Genomic DNA, 17889 nt, shown 5'->3' with positions numbered 1-17889 from the left:
GCTCGGGTGACGAGCCGCACCATGCTGACCCACGTCCGGCACGTGACGCCGGTCGCCCCGGAGGCCGCCGACGGGCCCGTCGCGCGGGTCTACCGGCAGATGGCCGACGACTTCGGCGTCCTCGCGCCCCCGGTGCTGCTGCACTCCCCCGCCCCCGACGTGCTGCGGGCCTGCTGGCTGATGCTGCGCGAGACGCTGCTCGCCGAAGGGCTGGTGGGCCGCGAGGCCAAGGAGGTGGTCGCCGCCGCCGTCTCCGAGAGCAACCGGTGCCCGTACTGCGTGGAGGTGCACGGCGCCACGGCGGCCGGACTGCTGGGCGACCCGGGCGGGTGGCTGGGCGCCGGGGTCGGCGGGATCGGCGACCCCCGGCTGCGGGCCCTGGCCGAGTGGGCCCGGCACAGCGGGGATGCCAGCGCGGCGCGCCGCCGTCCCCCACCGTTCCCCGCCGCGCACGGGCCGGAACTGATCGGCGTGGCGGTGGCCTTCCACTACCTGAACCGGATGGTGAGCGTCTTCCTCCAGGACTCCCCGTTGCCGCCGGCGCCGGCCGGGATCCGCGCCGGGGTCCGGCGGACCGCCGCCCGCATCATGGGGGCGCTGGCGCGCGCCGGACGGCCACCCGGCCGGTCCCTTGAGCTGCTGCCGCCCGCGCCGCCGGAGGCCGACCTGGCCTGGGCCGTCGGCCAGCCGCACGTGGCCGCCGCCTTCGCCCGGGCCGGCCAGGCGGTCCACCACGCCGGTCAGGCCGCCCTGCCGGAGCACGTCCGGCGGCGGATCCTGGCCTGCCTGGCCGGCCCGCCGCCCCCGGAGCCGGGCGGCGGCCGGTGGTTCGACGCCGCCGTCGCCGAACTCGCGCCGGCCGAGCGACCCGTCGCCCGGCTGGCGCTGCTGACCGCGCTCGCGCCGTACCGGGTGACCGACGCCGACGTCGCCGCCTGCCGCGACGGCGGCGCCGACGACGCCGCGCTGGTCACGGTCACGGCCTGGGCGAGCCTCGCCACGGCCCGCCGGATCGGCGCGACCCTGTACGAGGACGGCCTGCGGCCCGCCCCGCTCGGCGTGCCCGACGCCGACGACGAGCAGGAGGCGTCGCGTGCGGAGCAACCGTGACCCGGAGCGGGGCGCCGAGGCGGTGACGACGCCGCGACCGGTCAACCCGTGGGCGGCCCTGCTGGTGCTGTGCCTCGGCAACTTCCTCATCCTGCTCGACACGAGCATCGTCAACACCGCCGTGCCGGACATGATGCGGTCCCTGGACACCGGGATCGACAGCATGCTCTGGGTGCTGAACGGTTACCTGCTGGCGCTGGCGTCGCTGCTGATCGTCGCCGGGCGCCTCGGCGACCTGTTCGGCCCGCGTACCGTCTTCATGGCCGGCATGGCGCTGTTCGCGGTGGCCTCCGTGCTCTGCGGGGCGGCCCAGTCCCCGGGGCAGCTCATCGCCGCGCGGGTGGTGCAGGGCGTGGGCGCCGCGGCGCTGCTGCCGCAGGCGCTGGTCCTCATCTCGGGCATCTTCCCGGCCGCGCGGCGGGGCGCCGCCTTCGGGATCTTCACCGCCGTCGCGGGCGTGGCCGCCGTCAGCGGCCCCACCCTCGGCGGTCTCGTGATCACCCGGCTCGGCTGGGAGTGGATCTTCTACCTGAACGTGCCGCTCAGCGTGGCGGGCGTCGCCCTCGCCTGGTGGCTCGTCCCCGACCTGCGCACCCGCCGGCCGCGCCACCTCGACGTGGTCGGCGTGCTCCTGGCCACCGCCGCGCTGGTGGGCCTCATGTACGCCCTCATCGAGGGCGAACGGCACGACTGGGGCACGGTACGCGGGCCCGTCAGCATCCCGGCGATCCTGGCCGCCGCGGCGCTGTGCGGAGTGGTCTTCGCGCTGCGCGAGCGCCGGCAGCGGGAGCCGCTCGTCCCGCCCGGGCTGTTCCGCCTCGGCAACTTCGGCCCGGCGACCCTGATCACGCTCGTCAGCTCCTTCGGGCTGTACGGCTTCCTGCTGGTCTTCGTGATCGAGACGCAGGCGCTGCTCGGCATGAGCCCGCTGGAGTCGGGCCTCGCCGCGCTGCCCTGGACGGTGGTGCTCAGCGCCGTCGCGCCGGTCGCCGGGCGGCTCACCGACCGGCTCGGCGGTCGGCGCCTGCTCGCGGGCGGGCTCACCGTGTACGCGCTCGGCGTGCTCGGCATGGCGCTGCTGGTCACGCCGCACTCCACGGCCGGCACCTTCGTCCTGCCGCTGGTCGCCGTCGGCATCGGCATGGGGGCGTCCATCGCGCCGACCACCACCGAGGCGATGCGCCACGTCCCCGCCCAACTGGCCGGCGCCGCCGCGGGCGTGCTCAACACCGCACGGCAGGTCGGCGGCGCGCTCGGCGCGGCCGTCGTCGGCGCCGTCCTGCAACACCGGCTCGCCGACACCCTGCCCGAGGCCGCCCGCGCGGGGGCGGCGCAGCTGCCTCCCGAGGCCCGGGCGGACTTCCTGCACGGCTTCGGCGGGGCCGCCGGGGAAGGCGTCAAGCTGGGTGCCGGCCAGGCCGGCGGGTTCGTCGTGCCGCCCGGAACCCCGCCGGAGCTCGCCGACCGGTACCGCGACGTGGCCGCCGGCGCGTTCGCCGACGCGTTCCTGCCCGCCGTCCGGCCGGCCCTGGGGGTGGTGGTGGGCGTCCTGCTGCTCGGCGGGCTGTTCGCGCTCCGGCTGCGTGGGCGCCCCCCGGCCGGCGACGAGGCGGATCCGTCGGTCGACGGCACCCCGCCGGTCGACGGCGGGCCGGGCCACGAGGCCCCGGAGACGGTCGGACCGGGACGTGGCCGCCCGTCGCGCTCCGCACAGTGGGAGAAGACACCCACCACGCCACCCGCCGATGATTGATGCGCCGGCACCGACCCGATCGGCCGGCTCCCCCGTCAACCGCCGGCCGTACGGCGCCGGCGACGTGCGCCACCGCACCGGTCGAGGTCACCCCCCGCGACGAAGCCCGGGGCCCGCATCGTCCGTCCGGGTCGGGGCGGCACCGCAGCGAGAGGATGAGCGCGTGGCAGAACAGGACGTGTTCGCCGCCCTGGAGGCCGAGGGCGACGACGTCGACCGCATGGTCGCCGAGCTGGACGACGCCGGGTGGCGGACCCCCACCCCCGCCGAGGGCTGGACGGTCGCGCACCAGATAGCCCACCTGACCGCCACCTTCCGGATGGCCGGCCTGGCCGCCGCCGACCCGGACGGTTTCCAGGCCCTCATGTCGCGCATGAGCGGCGACTTCGACGCGAACGTGAACGCGGCGATGGCTCCGTACCTGGCCGAGGCGCCGGCGGCACTGCTGGCCCGGTGGCGCGAGGAGCGGACCCTCGCCGAGAAGGCCCTCGCCGCCGTCCCGGTGGGACAGCCGGTGCCGTGGCTCGTCCGGCCGCTCCCGGCGCCGGTGCTCGCCGCGGCGGGGATGATGGAGCTGTTCGGGCACGGCCAGGACATCGCCGACGCCCTCGGCGTACGCCGCCGCCGCACCGACCGGCTCCGGCCGCTCGTCGAGTTCGCGGTCCGCACCTGGGACTTCGGCTACCTGGCACGGGGGCTGGAGGTGCCGAGCAGCACGTTCCGCTTCGTCATCACCGCCCCGTCGGGCGCGGTCTGGTACTTCGGGCCGCCGGACGCCGAGCAGATCGTCAACGGCACCGCCGAGGACTTCTGCCTGCTGGTGACCCGGCGTCGGCACCGCGACGACCTGTCGCTGAAGGCCGTCGGCGCCGAGGCCCACCACTGGCTGGACATCGCCCAGGCGTACCGGGGGCCGGCCGGCCCGGGGCGGCGGCCGGGACAGTTCGCCACCTCCTGACGTCCCGTGCGCCCCGGCCGGACCGCCGGGGCGCACGGGCCACCCCGCGACCACGGCCGAGCGCCGTGGTCGCTTCCGTGTGCCCGGCCCCGCCATCGCGTACCGCCTGCGGCCGACCGGGGTCGGCACCAGGGCCCGACGCGGCGCGACGGCGGACCAGGACCGGGGCCAAGGCCAAGGCCAAGGCGCCGCGAGCACGCCAACCATCGGCCCGGCGGGCCTCGTCCCGGGAGGCGACGGAGGGCGGCCGGACGTACGACGAACCGCCGCCGGCGGGCCGACGGCGGACGGCAGCCGCTGAGGTCGAGGTCGACCAGCGTCGCGCCGCACAGCGCGGGGTACGACGCGACCCGGGCCCGGGAGCGGGACGCGGCCGGCCGGAGCCGGTCGTCGCCTCCCGCGCCCGGGCCCGGGTCGACGGGGTGGGCCGGGTCAGCCCTTGACCGGGCTCGACTGGTAGGACAGGACCCGCCAGTCGTCGTCGACGCGGACGGTGACGAAGACGATGCGGCTGCTCCGCTCGGGGGCGACCTCGGTCTCGCCGGCCAGCAGGATGCCGCCCTCGGCGACGATCAGGGCGGAGTCCCGGTGCAGCATGCTGATCTCGACGGGCTCGAAGGTCATCCGGGCCCCCTTGTACGGGCCGGCGAACGTGTCGGTCAGCCAGGCACGGATCTCATCCCGGCTCTTCAGCTGTTCGTCGCCCATCAGCATGCTGCCGTTGTCGGTGAACATCTCGGCGATGGCGTCGGCGTCGTTGGCGTCCCAGTTGGCCCGCACGCGCAGCGGCGCGGTGAAGGCGTGGCCCTCCTCCCCGTTGCTGTACGCCCCGTAGTGCTTCGCCCACTGCTTGGACTGCTCGACGAGCGACGCTGCCTTGTTGGTCATGGTGTGCTCCTCTGCCGGGTGTCGGATGTGAGTGGTCGCCGGCGCTCCGGTCGCGTCGGCGCGGGTACCGCTGGTGGTCGCCGCCTCGGGCCACGGCCGGTCGCGTCGCCGGCCGCGGCCCCGCCCGACGCGCTACCGCGCCGGGCCCGCCGTACCGGCGGCCAGCGCGGGCTCGGTGGCCGCGGCCACCCCCTTGATCAGGTCCGCGGCCTTCTCGCCGATGGCGATGGTCGCGGCGTTCGGGTTGCCGCTGACCAGGCGGGGCATCACGGACGCGTCCGCGACCCGCAGCCCGTCGACGCCGAGGACGCGCAGCTCCGCGTCGACCACGGCGCCCATCGCGCAGGTGCCGGCCGGGTGGTAGATGGAGTGCGCGTACTGGCGGACGTAGTCGCGCAGGTCGGCGTCGGACTCCGACGCCGGCGGCCGGAACGGACGCTCCGTGTACGGCGCGAGGGCCGGCTGCCGGGCGATGTCCAGCCCGATCCGCAGGGCCGCCACCGCGTCGTCCAGGTCGGACTCCTCGGCGAAGTAGTTGTGCACGATCTTCGGCTTCGCGGTGGGGTCGGCCAGGGCGAGCAGCACGCTGCCCCGGCTGCGCGGCGCCAGCATCGACGGACCGTAGGACAGGGCGTGGTCCGTGGGCGTGCCCAGGCCGTTGTCGGCGAACATCACCGGCGCGGAGAGGAACTCCACGTCCGGCGCGGCCAGGCCGTCGGAGGTCCGGACGAACCCGCCGGCCTCCGGGCCGTTGGAGGTCATCGGCCCCCGCCCCTCGGACATGAACTGCTCGAGGTCGTCCGGGGTGCCGGCGGCGATCAGGCTGACCGGGTGCGAGTGGGCGTAGATCAACGGCACCAGGACGTGGTCCTGGAGGTTCTGCCCGACCTGCGGCTGGTCCAGCACGACCGGCACGCCGAGCGCCGTGAGCAGCGCCGCCGGCCCGATGCCGGAGAGCATGAGCAGCTGCGGCGAGTTGTACGCCCCGCCGGACAGCACCACCTCCCGCTCAGCCCGGATCTCGACGTCCTCGCCGAGCCGCTGGCCCACCACGCCCACCGCCCGGCCGTTCTCGATGAGCACCCGGTGCACCTGGAGGTTGACCTCGACGGTCAGGTTGGGCCGGTCGGCCACGGGGTGCAGGAAGGCGGTGGCGGTGCTGGCCCGCCGGCCGTCGCGCTGGGTCAGCTGGAACAGCCCGAAGCCGTCCTGCTGGGCGCCGTTGAAGTCGTCGTTGGCGCCGAAGCCCGCCTCCTGGGCAGCGGCGACGAAGGCGGCGGACATCGGGTTGCGGGACCGGCCGTCGGAGACCCGCAGCGGACCGCCGGCCCCGTGGTAGGCCGACTCGCCCCGCTCGTTGTCCTCCGACCGCTTGAAGTACGGCAGCAGCTCGTCGAAGCTCCACCCGGGCTGGTTCCACCCGTCGAAGTCCGACCGGTGACCCCGGACGTAGATCATCGTGTTGATCGAGCTGGTGCCGCCCAGCACCCGGCCGCGGGGCAGGTAGATCCGGCGGCGGTCCAGGTGCGGCTCGTCGTGCGTGTCGTAGTCCCAGTCGAGCTGGGTGCGGAACAGCTGGCCGAACGCCACCGGAACGTGCACGTTCTGCGCCGTGTCCGCCGGGCCGGCCTCGACGAGGCAGACCCGGACGTCGGGATCCTCGCTCAGTCGCGCGGCCAGCACGCAGCCCGCCGATCCCGCCCCGACGATTACATAGTCGTACATCCACCCCTCCTCGTCGCGTGCCCGCCCGCAGGCGTGACATCAGCGCAGCTGGTACGGATCCGGGGCGGCACCCGGCGTCGCCGGGTGCCGCCGCCCGGGCCCGGTGTCAGATGTAGAAGCTGTTCGGCTCCTGGCCGCAGAGCACCCGGCCGTAGAGCTCGAAGTTGGTCTGCGGGGTCATCAGGGCGTGCAGGTTGACCGTGTGCACGTCCCGGGCGATCCGCTGGATCGGCACCGAGCTGTAGACCGAGGAACCGCCGCTGGCCAGGGCCAGCACCTCCACCGCCTCGCGGCCCAGCTGGCAGACCGCGCCCACGTCGGCGCGGGAGCGGACCCGCTCCTCGAGCGTCCACGGCTCGCCCGAGCGGCCCTTGCTGTCGGTCAGGTCCGCGACCCGGTACCCGTGGAACTCGGCCTGGTCGGCCTTGAGCGTCGCCTCGGCCACCTGGAGGTGGGTCACCGGCGCCTCGGCCTGGCTGCCGTAGTCGGTGTAGGTGATCTTCCGGCCGGGCAGCCGCTCGAAGAACACCTCCCGGGCGGCCCGGGCCAGCCCGATCACGGTGCCGACCGAGGACGCGGCGGCGACGCCGAGCAGGGGCGCCCGGTACATCGGCGACTCGGCGTTGAGCTTCGAGGCGTACTGGCCCTGAAGCACGGCCGGCAGCGGCAGCACCCGCTCCTGCGGCACGAAGACGTCCCGGGCGACGGTGGTGACGCTGCCCGAGCCCCGCATCCCCGCGGTGTGCCAGTCGTCGACGACCTCCAGGTCCGACATGGGCACCAGCATCATGAGGGGCATCGGGGTGCCGTCCGGCGCCGCCCCCATCGCGATGATCTCCTGCCACTGGCTGTGCAGGGCTCCGCTGATGAAGCCCCACTGGCCGTTGAGCAGCACACCCCCCGGCCGGGGCTGCGCGTTGCCGGTCGGGCTCAGCGTGCCGCAGACCCGCACGTCGGGCGTGCCGAAGACCTCGTCCTGCACCTCGTCGGGGAACATCCCGACCATCCAGCCCGGGATGCACCACACCGAGGCGGTCCAGGCGACGGAGCCGTCACCCCGGGCCAGCTGGGCCGTCACGTCGGTCAGCGTCCGGGTGTCCGACTCGTACCCCCCGTACCGCTTCGGGATCCGCATCCGGAACAGGCCGGCGTCGGCCATCGCCTCGACCACCTCGTCGTGCATGCGGCGGTTCTCCTCGGACCAGCTCGCGTGCTTCTGCAACAGGGGCACCAGCTCCGTCGCGCGACGCACCAGTTCCGTGCCGGGCACCGTCTGGGTGACGTCCACCCTGACCTCCTCGATAATCGTCGGTTCGGCGGTTACACCACCGCCGCGTGACCGCCGGGCGCACGGCACGGGACCGGGCCAGCGGGGGCATCCGCCCCGGTCGCGTCCGGTCCGGCCAGCCGTCACCGGCGGCGGGCGGCGCGGTCGCTCGGGGCGCGCCCCGCCTGGGGTGGCCCTGGCATCGTCTGCTCCCGCCGGAGGTCGACGCATCTCCGCAAGTGCGGTGTCGCGGGATTCGCCGCCGGCCACCCCCGCTCCCACCCCGCCCCGACCGCCCGGCGCGACGGCCTGCCCCGGCCGGCGCGACGGCGTGCCCCGGCCTGCCCGGCAGCGCAATCAGAGAGATGCAGTCGGTGACGGGCCCCGGCAACGATTCGGGGTAGCGATCACGACCGGTACCCGGCGTCGGCGCATCCCGCCGCCCGAACCGACGAAGGAGCACCCCCATGACCACGACCACCCAGGCCAACCGACCCGACCTCGACGCCTACTACGGCCCCTTCACCAGTGAGAAGGAGAAGGAGGCCCTCGGCGTTCCGCTGCGGCTGGTCGCCGCCTGGAGCCGCAACGACGCCGCCGGCGTCGCCGACAGCTTCACCGAGGACGGCATCCTCATCCTCCCCGGCGACGTCTACAAGAAGGGCCGCGACGAGATCTACTCGTTCATGGCCGCCGCGTACGCCGGCCCGTTCAAGGGCACCGGCGTCACCGGCAACCCCGTCGACGTGCGGTTCGTCAACGACGAGGTCGCCCTGCTGCGCACCCACGGCGGCATCCTCGCCCCGGGCGAGACCGAGATCGCCCCGGAGCTCGCCGTCCGCTCCACGTGGATCGTCGTCAAGCGCGACGGCGAGTGGAAGCTCGCCGGCTACCAGAACAGCCCGCGCGGCGCCGGCGCGACGCTGCGCTGGTGACCGTCCATCCCCCCGTGACGATCGGCAAGGAGCACCCATGACCACCAAGGCAGCGTCGCGGTGGGGCGACGCGACGGAGATCCTCGAGGCCGCCCGCGTCGCGGAGGACCACTCCTACTACCGGGAATTCGTCAGCGACGACGAGAAGGCCGTCCTGGCCGTACCGCAGCTGATCCAGGCCGCGTGGAAGGCCAACGACCCGGACTTCTTCGCCGACCTCTTCGCGGAGAACGGCAGCCTGCTCATGGGCGACGAGCAGCTGACCAGCCGCGACGAGATCCGCGCCTTCATGACCAAGGGGTTCGCGGGCCCGTACCGGGGCGCCTACGTCAAGGGCTACCCGGTGTCGGTGAGCTTCCTGCACCCGGACGTCGCCATGGTGGTCACCGGCGGCGGCATCATCCTCGCCGGCGAGAGCGAGGTCGCCCCCGGGCGGCACATCCGGGCCACCTGGATCATCGTCCGCCAGGACGACGGCCGCCCGCTGCTGCTCTCGCACCAGAGCAGCCCCGTCACCGGCTGACCCCGGGGGCCGGTCCCGTCGGGGCCGGCCCCCACCCGCACTCCCAACCAGCGACGTACGAGGAGAGACCGATGTCGACAGAACCTGCCCAGTCCGTGGAGCGGCCGTCGCCGGCGCGGATGTACGACTACTTCCTCCACGGCACGAACAACTACCCGGTGGACCGGGCCGCGGCGGAGGCCGTGATCGGGCGGGTCGGACAGACGCTCACCCGCGACGTGGTGTGGGAGAACCGCCGGTTCCTGGGCCGCGCCGTCCGGCACCTCGCCGAGGAGTGCGGGATCCGGCAGTTCATCGACGTCGGGGCGGGCCTGCCGAGCCAGGAGAACACCCACCACGTGGCGCGGCGGGCCGTCTCCCAGCCCCGGGTGATCTACGTGGACAACGACCCGGCGGTCGCCGAGCACGGCAAGCGCCTGCTCACCGAGGACGAGCGGGCCAACACCGGGATCTTCACCGCCGACCTGCGCGACCCCGGCTCGATCCTCGACCACCCGGACACCAAGTCCCTGATCGACTTCTCCCAGCCCGTCGGGGTGCTGTTCATCGCGGTCTTCCACTTCATCCGGGACAGCGAGGACCCGAAGGGCATCATCCGGGCCTTCCGCGACCGGCTGGCGCCCGGCTCGTACCTGGCCCTGTCCCACCTCTGCGTGGAGGGCGGGCCGGACGAGGAGCGCCAGATGATGGAGGACAGCTACCGCAACGCCACCGCGCCGATGGTCTACCGGACCGCCGCGCAGATCGCCGACCTCTTCGAGGGCTTCGAGCTCGTCGCGCCCGGGCTCGTGCCGACCGGCCGCTGGCGGCAGGACGACCCCGACGCCACCTCCACCGACCGGATGTACGCCGGGGTGGCCCGCAAGCTCTGACCCGTACCGCCGACCGCCGCACCGCACCCACCAGGACCGCACAACCGAGGAGAGACATGCGCGTCGTGTTCGCCCTGTGGCCCAACCCGGCCCACCTGTACCCGCTGGTTCCGCTCGCGTGGGCGTTGCAGAGCGCCGGCCACGAGGTCCGCGTCGCGTCCCACCCCGTCCTGGCGGAGAGCACGCTGGCGGTCGGGCTGACCCCGGTCGCGGTCGGCGACCCGGAGATCATGCCGATGGGCCCCGGTCGGCCGCAGCCGCGCAGCGTCAAGCAGCGGCTCGACCGGATCACCGAGGCGCTGGAGCTGACCCCGGCGGACAAGGAGGTCTGGGACGTCTTCTACCAGTTCATGCTGCCGTCCATGTGGGACTTCCACCCGGTCGGGTCCACCGCCCGCGACCCGCACCCGGTCCTCGACGACCTGGTCGCCTTCACCCGCGACTGGCAGCCCGACCTGGTGCTCTGGGACCCGTGCTTCCCGGCCGGCGCGGTGGCGGCGCGCGTCGCCGGTGCGGCGCAGGCGCGGCTGCTCTGGGGGCTGGACTACTTCGCCTCGACCATGGACCGCTTCGCCGAGGCCGCCGCCCGACCGGGCCCGGGCCCGGAGGAGAACCCGCTGGTCGAGACCATGCGGCCGGCCGCCGAGCGGTACGGGCTGGAGATCGACGACGAGCTGCTGCTGGGCCAGTGGACCGTCGACCCCACTCCCCCGGGCGTACGCCTGCCCACCAGCGCCCGGACCGTGCCGACGCGCTGGGTGCCCTACTCGGGGCAGACGGTGCTCCCCCGGTGGCTGCACCACCGGCCGGAGCGGCCCCGCGTCGCGCTCTCCCTCGGGCTGTCCCAGCGGATGTACTTCAAGGGCGGCTGGGACCACGTGCCCGGCCTGCTGGAGATGGTCTCCGACCTGGACGTCGAGGTGGTCGCGACGCTCAACGCCGACCAGCTGGCCGGCATGCCCACCCTGCCGAAGAACGTCCGCGCGGTGGACTACCTGCCCCTGACCCAGCTGCTGCCGTCCTGTTCGGCGATGGTGCACCACGGCGGCATGGGCACCTTCGCCAGCGCGGTGGCGCTGCGGGTGCCGCAGCTGATCACCGACTCCGACGACGACAACGGCATGATCACCATCGAGGCCGACGGCCTGGAGTGGTCGATGGCCACGAAGCACATCGAGTCGTCGGTGACCGCCCGCTGCGTCGCCGAACGCGGTGCGGGACTGGTCCTGGACATCAAGAACCTCTCCGTGGACGCGATGCGCAAGCAGCTCGTCCGCGTGCTGGACGAGCCGGCGTTCCGGCAGGGGGCCGACTCCCTCTACGACGACCTGCTCGCCACGCCCAGCCCGACCGAGACCGTCCCGGTGCTGGAGAAGCTCACCCGGCGGTACCGGGCCTGACCCGGCACCGCCGTCGCCGCCGGCGGGCGGGCCCCTGCGCACGCCCGCCGGCACCGTCCGCTCCCGCACCGCCCGCCCGCGGCCCACCCGGGTGGCGCGCCCCGCGCCGCCCCGCTGCCGGCTGCCCGCCGCCGCCCCCGCGTCGCCGCCGGTGCACGGGCGTCCTCGACGACAGGAGAAGCGATGATCAACGTCTTCCAGCCGACCCTCGGCGCCGAGGAGCTCGACGCCGTGCGCGCCGTCTTCGACAGCAGCTGGCTGGGGCACGGGCCGCGTACCAGGGAGTTCGAGCAGGAGTTCGCCGCGCACGCCGGGCTGGTGCCCGAGCGGACCATCTTCATCAACTCGGCCACGGCCGGGCTCTTCCTCGCCGTGGAGCTGCTGGCCCTCGGGCCCGGTGACGAGGTGGTGCTGCCCTCGATCAGCTTCGTCGGCGCCGCCAACGCCATCGCCTCGGCCGGCGCCCGGCCGGTCTTCTGCGATGTCGATCCGCGCACGCTCAACCCCTCCGTCGCCGACGTGGAACGGGCCCTGACCCCCACCACGAAGGCGGTGATCCTGCTGCACTACGGCGGCGTGCCCGGCGAGGTGGCCGAGATCGCCGAGCTGTGCCGCCGGCGCGGGGTCGCCCTGGTGGAGGACGCGGCGTGCGCCGTCGCGTCAACCGTCGACGGGCGTCCCTGCGGCAGCTTCGGCGACATCGCCATGTGGAGCTTCGACGCGATGAAGATCCTGGTCACCGGCGACGGCGGGATGCTGCACGTACGCGACGCGGAACTGGCCCGGCGGGCCCACCGCCTGGCGTACCACGGCCTGGAGCACGCCAGCGGCTTCTCCGCCGCCGGCAAGGGGGTGCCGCACCGCTGGTGGGAGCTGGACGTGCGGGAGTTCGGCCGCCGGGTGGTCGGCAACGACCTCACCGCGGCGATCGGCCTGGTCCAGCTCCGCCGCCTGCCCGGGTTCGTCGCGCGCCGGCGGGAGATCGCCGCGGAGTACGACCGCCTGCTCGCCGACGTCGAGGGCGTCCGGCTCCCCCCGCCGTTGCCCGCCGGGCAGCGCAGCTCGCACTACTTCTACTGGGTGCAACTCGACCCGGAGATCCGCGACCAGGTGGCCGCCGACCTGCTCGACATCGGCATCTACACCACGTTCCGCTACGCGCCGCTGCACAAGGTGCCCGCGTACGGCGCCGGTTGGCACCTGCCCGGCGCCGACGAGGCGGCACGGACCACCCTCCTCCTACCGCTCCACCAGGGACTGGACGATGCAGACGTACGAACGGTCGTCGACGGCTTGCGCAAGTCCGTCGAGCAGCGGCAGGGCGGCACCCGTGACTGACCCGACGGCGCGGCCGGTGGCCGGTCCACCCGGGCGGCGGGGCGCCGGGGGTACGCGATGAAGGCCCTGGTGCTCTCCGGCGGCGCCGGCACCCGGCTGCGCCCGCTGAGCCACTCGATGCCCAAGCAGCTCGTCCCGGTGGCGAACAAGCCGGTCCTGGAGCACGTGCTGGAGAACGTCCGCGACGCCGGGGTGACCGAGATCGGCGTGATCGTGGGCGCCTGGGCCGACCAGATCAGCGAGGTCCTCTCCGACGGCTCCCGCCTCGGGGTGCGGCTGACCTACCTGCGTCAGGACCGGCCCCGCGGGCTGGCCGACTGCGTCCGGCTGGCCCGGCCGTTCCTCGGCGACGACGACTTCGTCATGTACCTCGGCGACGTCATGCTGCCCGACGGCGTGGCCCGGTACGCCGACCGGTTCCGCCGCCACCGGCCCGCGGCCCAGGTGCTCGTGCACAAGGTGGACGATCCGCGCGCCTTCGGCATCGTCGAGCTCGACCCCGACGGCACGGTACGCCGTCTGGTGGAGAAGCCCCGGCAGCCGCGCGGGGACCTCGCCCTGGTCGGCGTCTACTTCTTCACCCCGGCCATCCACGCCGGCGTCGACGCCATCACGCCCAGTGCGCGCGGCGAGCTGGAGATCACCGACGCGGTGCAGTGGCTGGTCACCAACGGCGCCGAGGTGCGCGCCAGCGAGTACGACGGGTACTGGCGCGACACCGGCCAGGTGGCGGACCTGCTGGCCTGCAACCGGCACCTGCTCGACGCCCAGCCGCGCGCAGTCGCCGGCAGCGTCGATCCGGCCAGCGAGCTGACCGGCGCCGTGGTCGTGGAGCCGGGCGCCCGCATCGTCGCCAGCCGCGTCGAGGGGCCGGTGGTCATCGGCGCGGGCGCCGTGGTCGAGGGCTGCCGGATCGGCCCGCACACCGCGATCGGCCCCGGCTGCCGGCTCGTCGACGCCGAGGTGGCCGACTCGATCGTGCTGGCGGACGCCTCGATCACCGCCGTCCGTGGACTGCGCGGCTGCCTGATCGGCCGCTCCGCCACGGTCAGCCTCAGCCCGGCGGCCGGAAGCCGGCTGGTGGTCGGCGACCACAGCCGGATCGAGTTCGCCGCATGACGCCCGTACGGCCGCCGACCGACGCCCGCTGCCGGGCACGATCCGAGAGGAAGATGGGATGAGCGACCCCAAGGCACTGCTGCTGGACAGCGTCCGCAAGTACCACCAGGAGGTCCAGGAGGAGCGGCCGTTCGTCCCGGGCGAGACCGAGATCTGGCCCTCGGGCGCGGTGCTGGGCGCCGAGGAGCGGGTGGCGCTGGTCGAGGCCGCGCTGGACCTGCGCATCGCGTCCGGGCAGAACGCCCGCCGGTTCGAGTCGGCCTTCGCCCGCAAGCTGCGGGTACGCAAGGCGCACCTGTGCAACTCCGGCTCCTCGGCCAACCTGCTGGCGGTCTCGGCGCTCACCTCCGCCCAGCTCGGCGACCGGCGGCTGCGCCGCGGCGACGAGGTGATCACGGTGGCGGCCGGGTTCCCCACCACGGTCAACCCGATCCTGCAGAACGGGCTGGTGCCGGTCTTCGTCGACATCGAGTTGGGCACCTACAACGCCACCGTCGAGCGGGTGGCCGCCGCGATCGGCCCGAAGACCAGGGCCATCATCCTGGCCCACGCGGTGGGCAACCCGTTCGCGGTCGCCGAGATGGCGCAGCTCGCCAAGGAGCACGACCTGTTCCTCATCGAGGACAACTGCGACGCGGTCGGTTCCTTCTACGACGGCCGGCCCACCGGCAGCTTCGGCGACCTGGCCTCGGCGAGCTTCTATCCCGCGCACCACATGACGATGGGCGAGGGCGGGTGCGTGGTCACCAACAACCTGGCCCTGGCCCGGATCGTGGAGTCGCTGCGCGACTGGGGCCGGGACTGCTGGTGCGACCCGGGCAAGAGCAACACCTGCATGAAGCGGTTCGAGCACCAGCTGGGCACCCTCCCGGAGGGCTACGACCACAAGTACATCTACTCGCACGTCGGGTACAACCTGAAGACCACCGACCTGCAGGCCGCCCTGGGGTTGGCCCAGCTGGCCCGGGTCGACGAGTTCTGCGCCGCCCGGCGGCACAACTGGCGGCGCCTGCGCGAGGGCCTGGACGGGGTGCCGCACCTGCTGCTGCCCCACGCCACGCCGCGTAGCGACCCGAGCTGGTACGGCTTCGTGATCACCGTGGAGCCGGGGGCGCCGTTCGACGTGCCCGAGCTGGTGGGCTTCCTGGAGGACCGCAAGATCGGCACGCGGCGGCTGTTCGCGGGCAACCTGACCCGCCACCCCGCGTACGCCGACCAGCAGTACCGGGTGGTCGGCGAGCTGACCAACAGCGACATCGTGACCAGCCAGACCTTCCACGTCGGGGTCTTCCCCGGGCTCACCGACGAGATGATCGACTACGTCGTCTCGTCCATCCGGGAGTTCGTCAAGACCTACGGCTGACCGGCGGGATCCCGCCCTGGGACCCGGCAGCTTCCCTGATTGGAGCACAGATGGGCGTTCTGTCCGACCGACGAGATCCTCGGGTGGCGGTCGTCGGGCTCGGCTACGTCGGGTCCTGCATCGCCGCGGTCCTGGCCGAACGGGGCCTGGACGTGGTGGGCGTGGACGTCGACCCACACCTGGTCGACGAGTTGCGCGCCGGGCACTGCCGGTTCGAGGAGCCCGGCCTGCCGGAGCTGGTCCGCGCCGGCATCGAGGGCGGCCGGCTGCGGGTGTCCACCGACTACGCGGCGCTGGCGGAGACCGACGTCGTCCTCGTCACCGTCGGCACGCCGGTGCGCCGCGACGGCTCGCTCGCCGACGAGCAGCTCCGCGGCGCCTGCGTCGAGCTGGCCCGCCACCTGCGACCCGGCCAACTGGTCGTGATCAAGAGCACGGTCCCGCCGGGCACCACCCGGGACTTCGTCCTGCCGCTGCTGGAGCGCGGCGGGCTGAGCGGCGGGAAGGACTTCGGGATCGCCTTCACCCCGGAGCGGCTCGCCGAGGGCACCGCGCTGCGGGAGCTGCGGACCTTTCCCATCGTCGCCGGCGGCCTGGACGCCGACAGCACCCGGGCGGCCGGCGGGTTCTGGCAGCGGGCGCTGGGGGTGGACGTGATCCCGGTGGACTCGCTGGAGGCGGCGGAGATCGTCAAGCTCGCCGACAACTGGTGGATCGACCTCAACATCGCGCTCGCCAACGAGCTGGCCAAGTTCAGCGCGCTGTTCGACGTCGACGTGCTGGACGTGATCGCCGCCGCCAACAGCATCCCGAAGGGCAAGAGCAACATCAACATCCTGCTGCCCAGCGTCGGGGTGGGCGGCTCCTGCCTGACCAAGGACCCCTGGATGGTCTGGCACTCGGCCCGGGAGCGGGGCCTGGAGATCCTCACCGCGCCGGCCGGCCGGCAGGTGAACGCGGGGATGCCGGGTTACACGGCGCGCCTGGTGCTGGACGAGCTGGCCGCGCTCGGCAGGTCGGCGGAGACGGCGACGGTGACCGTGCTGGGGTTGGCGTTCAAGAACGACACCGGCGACCTGCGGGCCACCCCGACGCTGCCGGCCGTCGCGGCCCTGCGCGAGGCCGGCTGCGAGGTCCGCCTGCACGATCCGCTGGTCGACCCGGACGAGGCGGAGAAGCTCTTCGGGCTGCGGCCGGTCGCCGACCTCGACGAGGCGGTGCGGGGCGCGGACTGCCTGGCCGTCCTGGCCCACCACCGGCGGTTCGCCGAGATCGACTACGCCGCGCTGCCGGTGGCCCGGCCGTGCCTGGTGCTCGACGGGCGCGCGTACTTCCCGAAGGACAGGATCGCCGGGCTGCGGGCCGCCGGGTACCACTACCGGGGGATCGGCCGGTGAGCGCGCGGGTGGTGGTGACCGGCGGGCACGGCTTCATCGGCGGTCACCTGGTGGACCGGTTGCTGGAGCGCGGCGACGACGTCACCGTCTTCGACGGCCCGGCGCCGCCGGTGGGGCGCTCGCCGGCCGCGGCGCACGCCCGGCTGGTGGAAGGCGACGTGCGCGACCCGGGCCGGCTGGCCGAGGCGATCACCTCCGGGGTCGACGTCGTCTACCACCTGGCCGCCGTGGTGGGCGTCGACCAGTACCTGTCCCGCCCGCTGGACGTCGTCGACATCAACTTCACCGGTACCCGCAACGTGCTGGACCTGGCCTGCCGGGCCGGCGCCCGCGTCGTGCTGGCCAGCACCAGCGAGGTCTTCGGCAAGAACCCGGCGGTGCCGTGGGCGGAGGAGGACGACCGGGTGCTCGGCGCGACGTCCGCCGACCGCTGGACGTACTCGTCGAGCAAGGCCCTCACCGAGCACCTCACGTACGCCTTCGCCCGGCAGCACGGGCTGGCGGCCACCATCGTCCGCTACTTCAACGTCTACGGTCCCCGGCAGCGCCCGGCGTACCTGGTCAGCCGTTCCGTGCACCGGGCGTTGAACGGGCGTCCGGTGGTGGTCTACGACCAGGGGCGGCAGACCCGCTGCTTCACCTTCGTCGACGACGCCGTCGCCGGTACGCTCGCCGCCGCCACCAGCCCGGCGGCGCTCGGCGAGTCGTTCAACATCGGCAGCATGGTGGAGAACACCATCGGCGAGGTGGCGGAGATGATCGGCACGCTCACCGGCACCGCCGCGGTGACCGACGTGGACACCAGCCGGGCGCTGGGCAGTGCCTACGAGGACCTGGCCCGGCGGATCCCGGACACCACGAAGGCGCGCACGGTGCTGGGCTGGAAGTGCGAGGTGCCGTTGCGTACCGGCCTGGAGCGGACGGTGCACTGGGCCCGGGAGAACCCGTGGTGGTTGGCCCTGCCCGACACCGGCGCGAACTGACGTCCCGACACCGAGGCGCCGCCCGACCCGCGGGGGTGGGGCGGCGCCGTCGTGCGTGCACCCGGTCCGCCGGCACCGCCGACGGGGGACGCGGGTCCCGCCAGGCGACCCGCGACAGCTCCGGGTGCCGCTCGGACGTACGCGAACGGCGTGGGGGCGGGGGGGTGGGGGGCACCCCCCCCCCCCCGGGGCCCCCCGCCCCCCGACGGGCGAGCGGGGGGGTGGGGAAAAGTGGATTAGCCGGGGTGTTGATATAGG

General features: G+C 74.1%; 15 protein-coding genes. 12 read left to right on the top strand and 3 right to left on the bottom strand.

What is annotated here, in order from left to right:
- Nucleotides 1-21: 21 nt before the first annotated feature.
- From ABZ573_RS28290 to ABZ573_RS28280, 3 genes are all read left to right on the top strand, one after another.
- The gene (locus ABZ573_RS28290) at nt 22-1110 is read left to right on the top strand and encodes a hypothetical protein (protein ID WP_358122124.1); all 1089 of its coding nucleotides are present in this window, start codon (nt 22-24) and stop codon (nt 1108-1110) included.
- Nucleotides 1094-2863, top strand: coding sequence for an MFS transporter (locus ABZ573_RS28285; RefSeq protein WP_358122065.1), 1770 nt, complete (start codon nt 1094-1096; stop codon nt 2861-2863). The genes ABZ573_RS28290 and ABZ573_RS28285 overlap by 17 nt, the downstream gene beginning before the upstream one ends.
- A gap of 163 nt (nt 2864-3026) precedes the next feature.
- A complete protein-coding gene (locus ABZ573_RS28280; RefSeq protein ID WP_358122063.1) occupies nt 3027-3821 on the top strand; it encodes a TIGR03084 family metal-binding protein in 795 nt (264 codons plus the stop codon).
- Between the two features lie 432 nt (nt 3822-4253).
- Here ABZ573_RS28280 and ABZ573_RS28275 read toward each other — a convergent pair whose 3' ends face one another.
- The 3 genes from ABZ573_RS28275 to ABZ573_RS28265 all read right to left on the bottom strand — a co-directional run bounded on the left by ABZ573_RS28275 (nt 4254) and on the right by ABZ573_RS28265 (nt 7722).
- On the bottom strand, nt 4254-4709 hold the full coding sequence (locus ABZ573_RS28275) for an SgcJ/EcaC family oxidoreductase (protein WP_151456140.1): 456 nt from the start codon (nt 4707-4709) through the stop codon (nt 4254-4256).
- Nucleotides 4710-4841: 132 nt separating this feature from the next.
- Nucleotides 4842-6434, bottom strand: coding sequence for a GMC family oxidoreductase N-terminal domain-containing protein (locus ABZ573_RS28270; protein WP_358122060.1), 1593 nt, complete (start codon nt 6432-6434; stop codon nt 4842-4844).
- A gap of 106 nt (nt 6435-6540) precedes the next feature.
- Entirely contained in the window at nt 6541-7722 is a 1182-nt protein-coding gene (locus ABZ573_RS28265; protein ID WP_327028755.1) for an acyl-CoA dehydrogenase family protein, read from the bottom strand.
- Nucleotides 7723-8168: 446 nt separating this feature from the next.
- Between ABZ573_RS28265 and ABZ573_RS28260 the strand changes: the two genes are divergently transcribed.
- The 9 genes from ABZ573_RS28260 (at nt 8169) to ABZ573_RS28220 (ending at nt 17631) form a co-directional block, all read left to right on the top strand.
- Complete coding sequence (locus ABZ573_RS28260; protein ID WP_132238216.1) at nt 8169-8636, top strand: SgcJ/EcaC family oxidoreductase; 468 nt, start codon at nt 8169-8171, stop codon at nt 8634-8636.
- 37 nt (nt 8637-8673) lie between these two features.
- On the top strand, nt 8674-9159 hold the full coding sequence (locus tag ABZ573_RS28255) for an SgcJ/EcaC family oxidoreductase (RefSeq protein ID WP_358122057.1): 486 nt from the start codon (nt 8674-8676) through the stop codon (nt 9157-9159).
- A gap of 71 nt (nt 9160-9230) precedes the next feature.
- Nucleotides 9231-10031: an SAM-dependent methyltransferase gene (locus ABZ573_RS28250; protein ID WP_151456137.1), complete on the top strand. Its 801-nt coding sequence runs from the start codon at nt 9231-9233 to the stop codon at nt 10029-10031.
- A 56-nt stretch (nt 10032-10087) separates the two neighbouring features.
- Nucleotides 10088-11431: a nucleotide disphospho-sugar-binding domain-containing protein gene (locus ABZ573_RS28245; protein WP_151456136.1), complete on the top strand. Its 1344-nt coding sequence runs from the start codon at nt 10088-10090 to the stop codon at nt 11429-11431.
- Nucleotides 11432-11614: 183 nt separating this feature from the next.
- A complete protein-coding gene (locus ABZ573_RS28240; RefSeq protein ID WP_151454574.1) occupies nt 11615-12769 on the top strand; it encodes a DegT/DnrJ/EryC1/StrS family aminotransferase in 1155 nt (384 codons plus the stop codon).
- Nucleotides 12770-12826: 57 nt separating this feature from the next.
- A complete protein-coding gene (locus ABZ573_RS28235) occupies nt 12827-13888 on the top strand; it encodes a glucose-1-phosphate thymidylyltransferase (RefSeq protein WP_151454573.1) in 1062 nt (353 codons plus the stop codon).
- 58 nt (nt 13889-13946) lie between these two features.
- Nucleotides 13947-15251, top strand: coding sequence for a lipopolysaccharide biosynthesis protein RfbH (gene rfbH, locus ABZ573_RS28230; protein ID WP_151454572.1), 1305 nt, complete (start codon nt 13947-13949; stop codon nt 15249-15251).
- Nucleotides 15252-15301: 50 nt separating this feature from the next.
- Nucleotides 15302-16648, top strand: coding sequence for a nucleotide sugar dehydrogenase (locus tag ABZ573_RS28225; RefSeq protein ID WP_151454571.1), 1347 nt, complete (start codon nt 15302-15304; stop codon nt 16646-16648).
- Nucleotides 16645-17631 carry an NAD-dependent epimerase/dehydratase family protein gene (locus ABZ573_RS28220; RefSeq protein WP_151454570.1) on the top strand — a complete coding sequence of 329 codons (987 nt, stop codon included), beginning with the start codon at nt 16645-16647 and terminating at the stop codon, nt 17629-17631. Before ABZ573_RS28225 ends, ABZ573_RS28220 begins: the two co-directional genes overlap by 4 nt.
- Nucleotides 17632-17889: the final 258 nt, after the last annotated feature.

This window comes from Micromonospora sp. NPDC007220 (assembly GCF_040634035.1).
Lineage (GTDB): Bacteria > Actinomycetota > Actinomycetes > Mycobacteriales > Micromonosporaceae > Micromonospora > Micromonospora reichwaldensis.
This window is presented reverse-complemented; position numbering and strand designations above follow the sequence as displayed.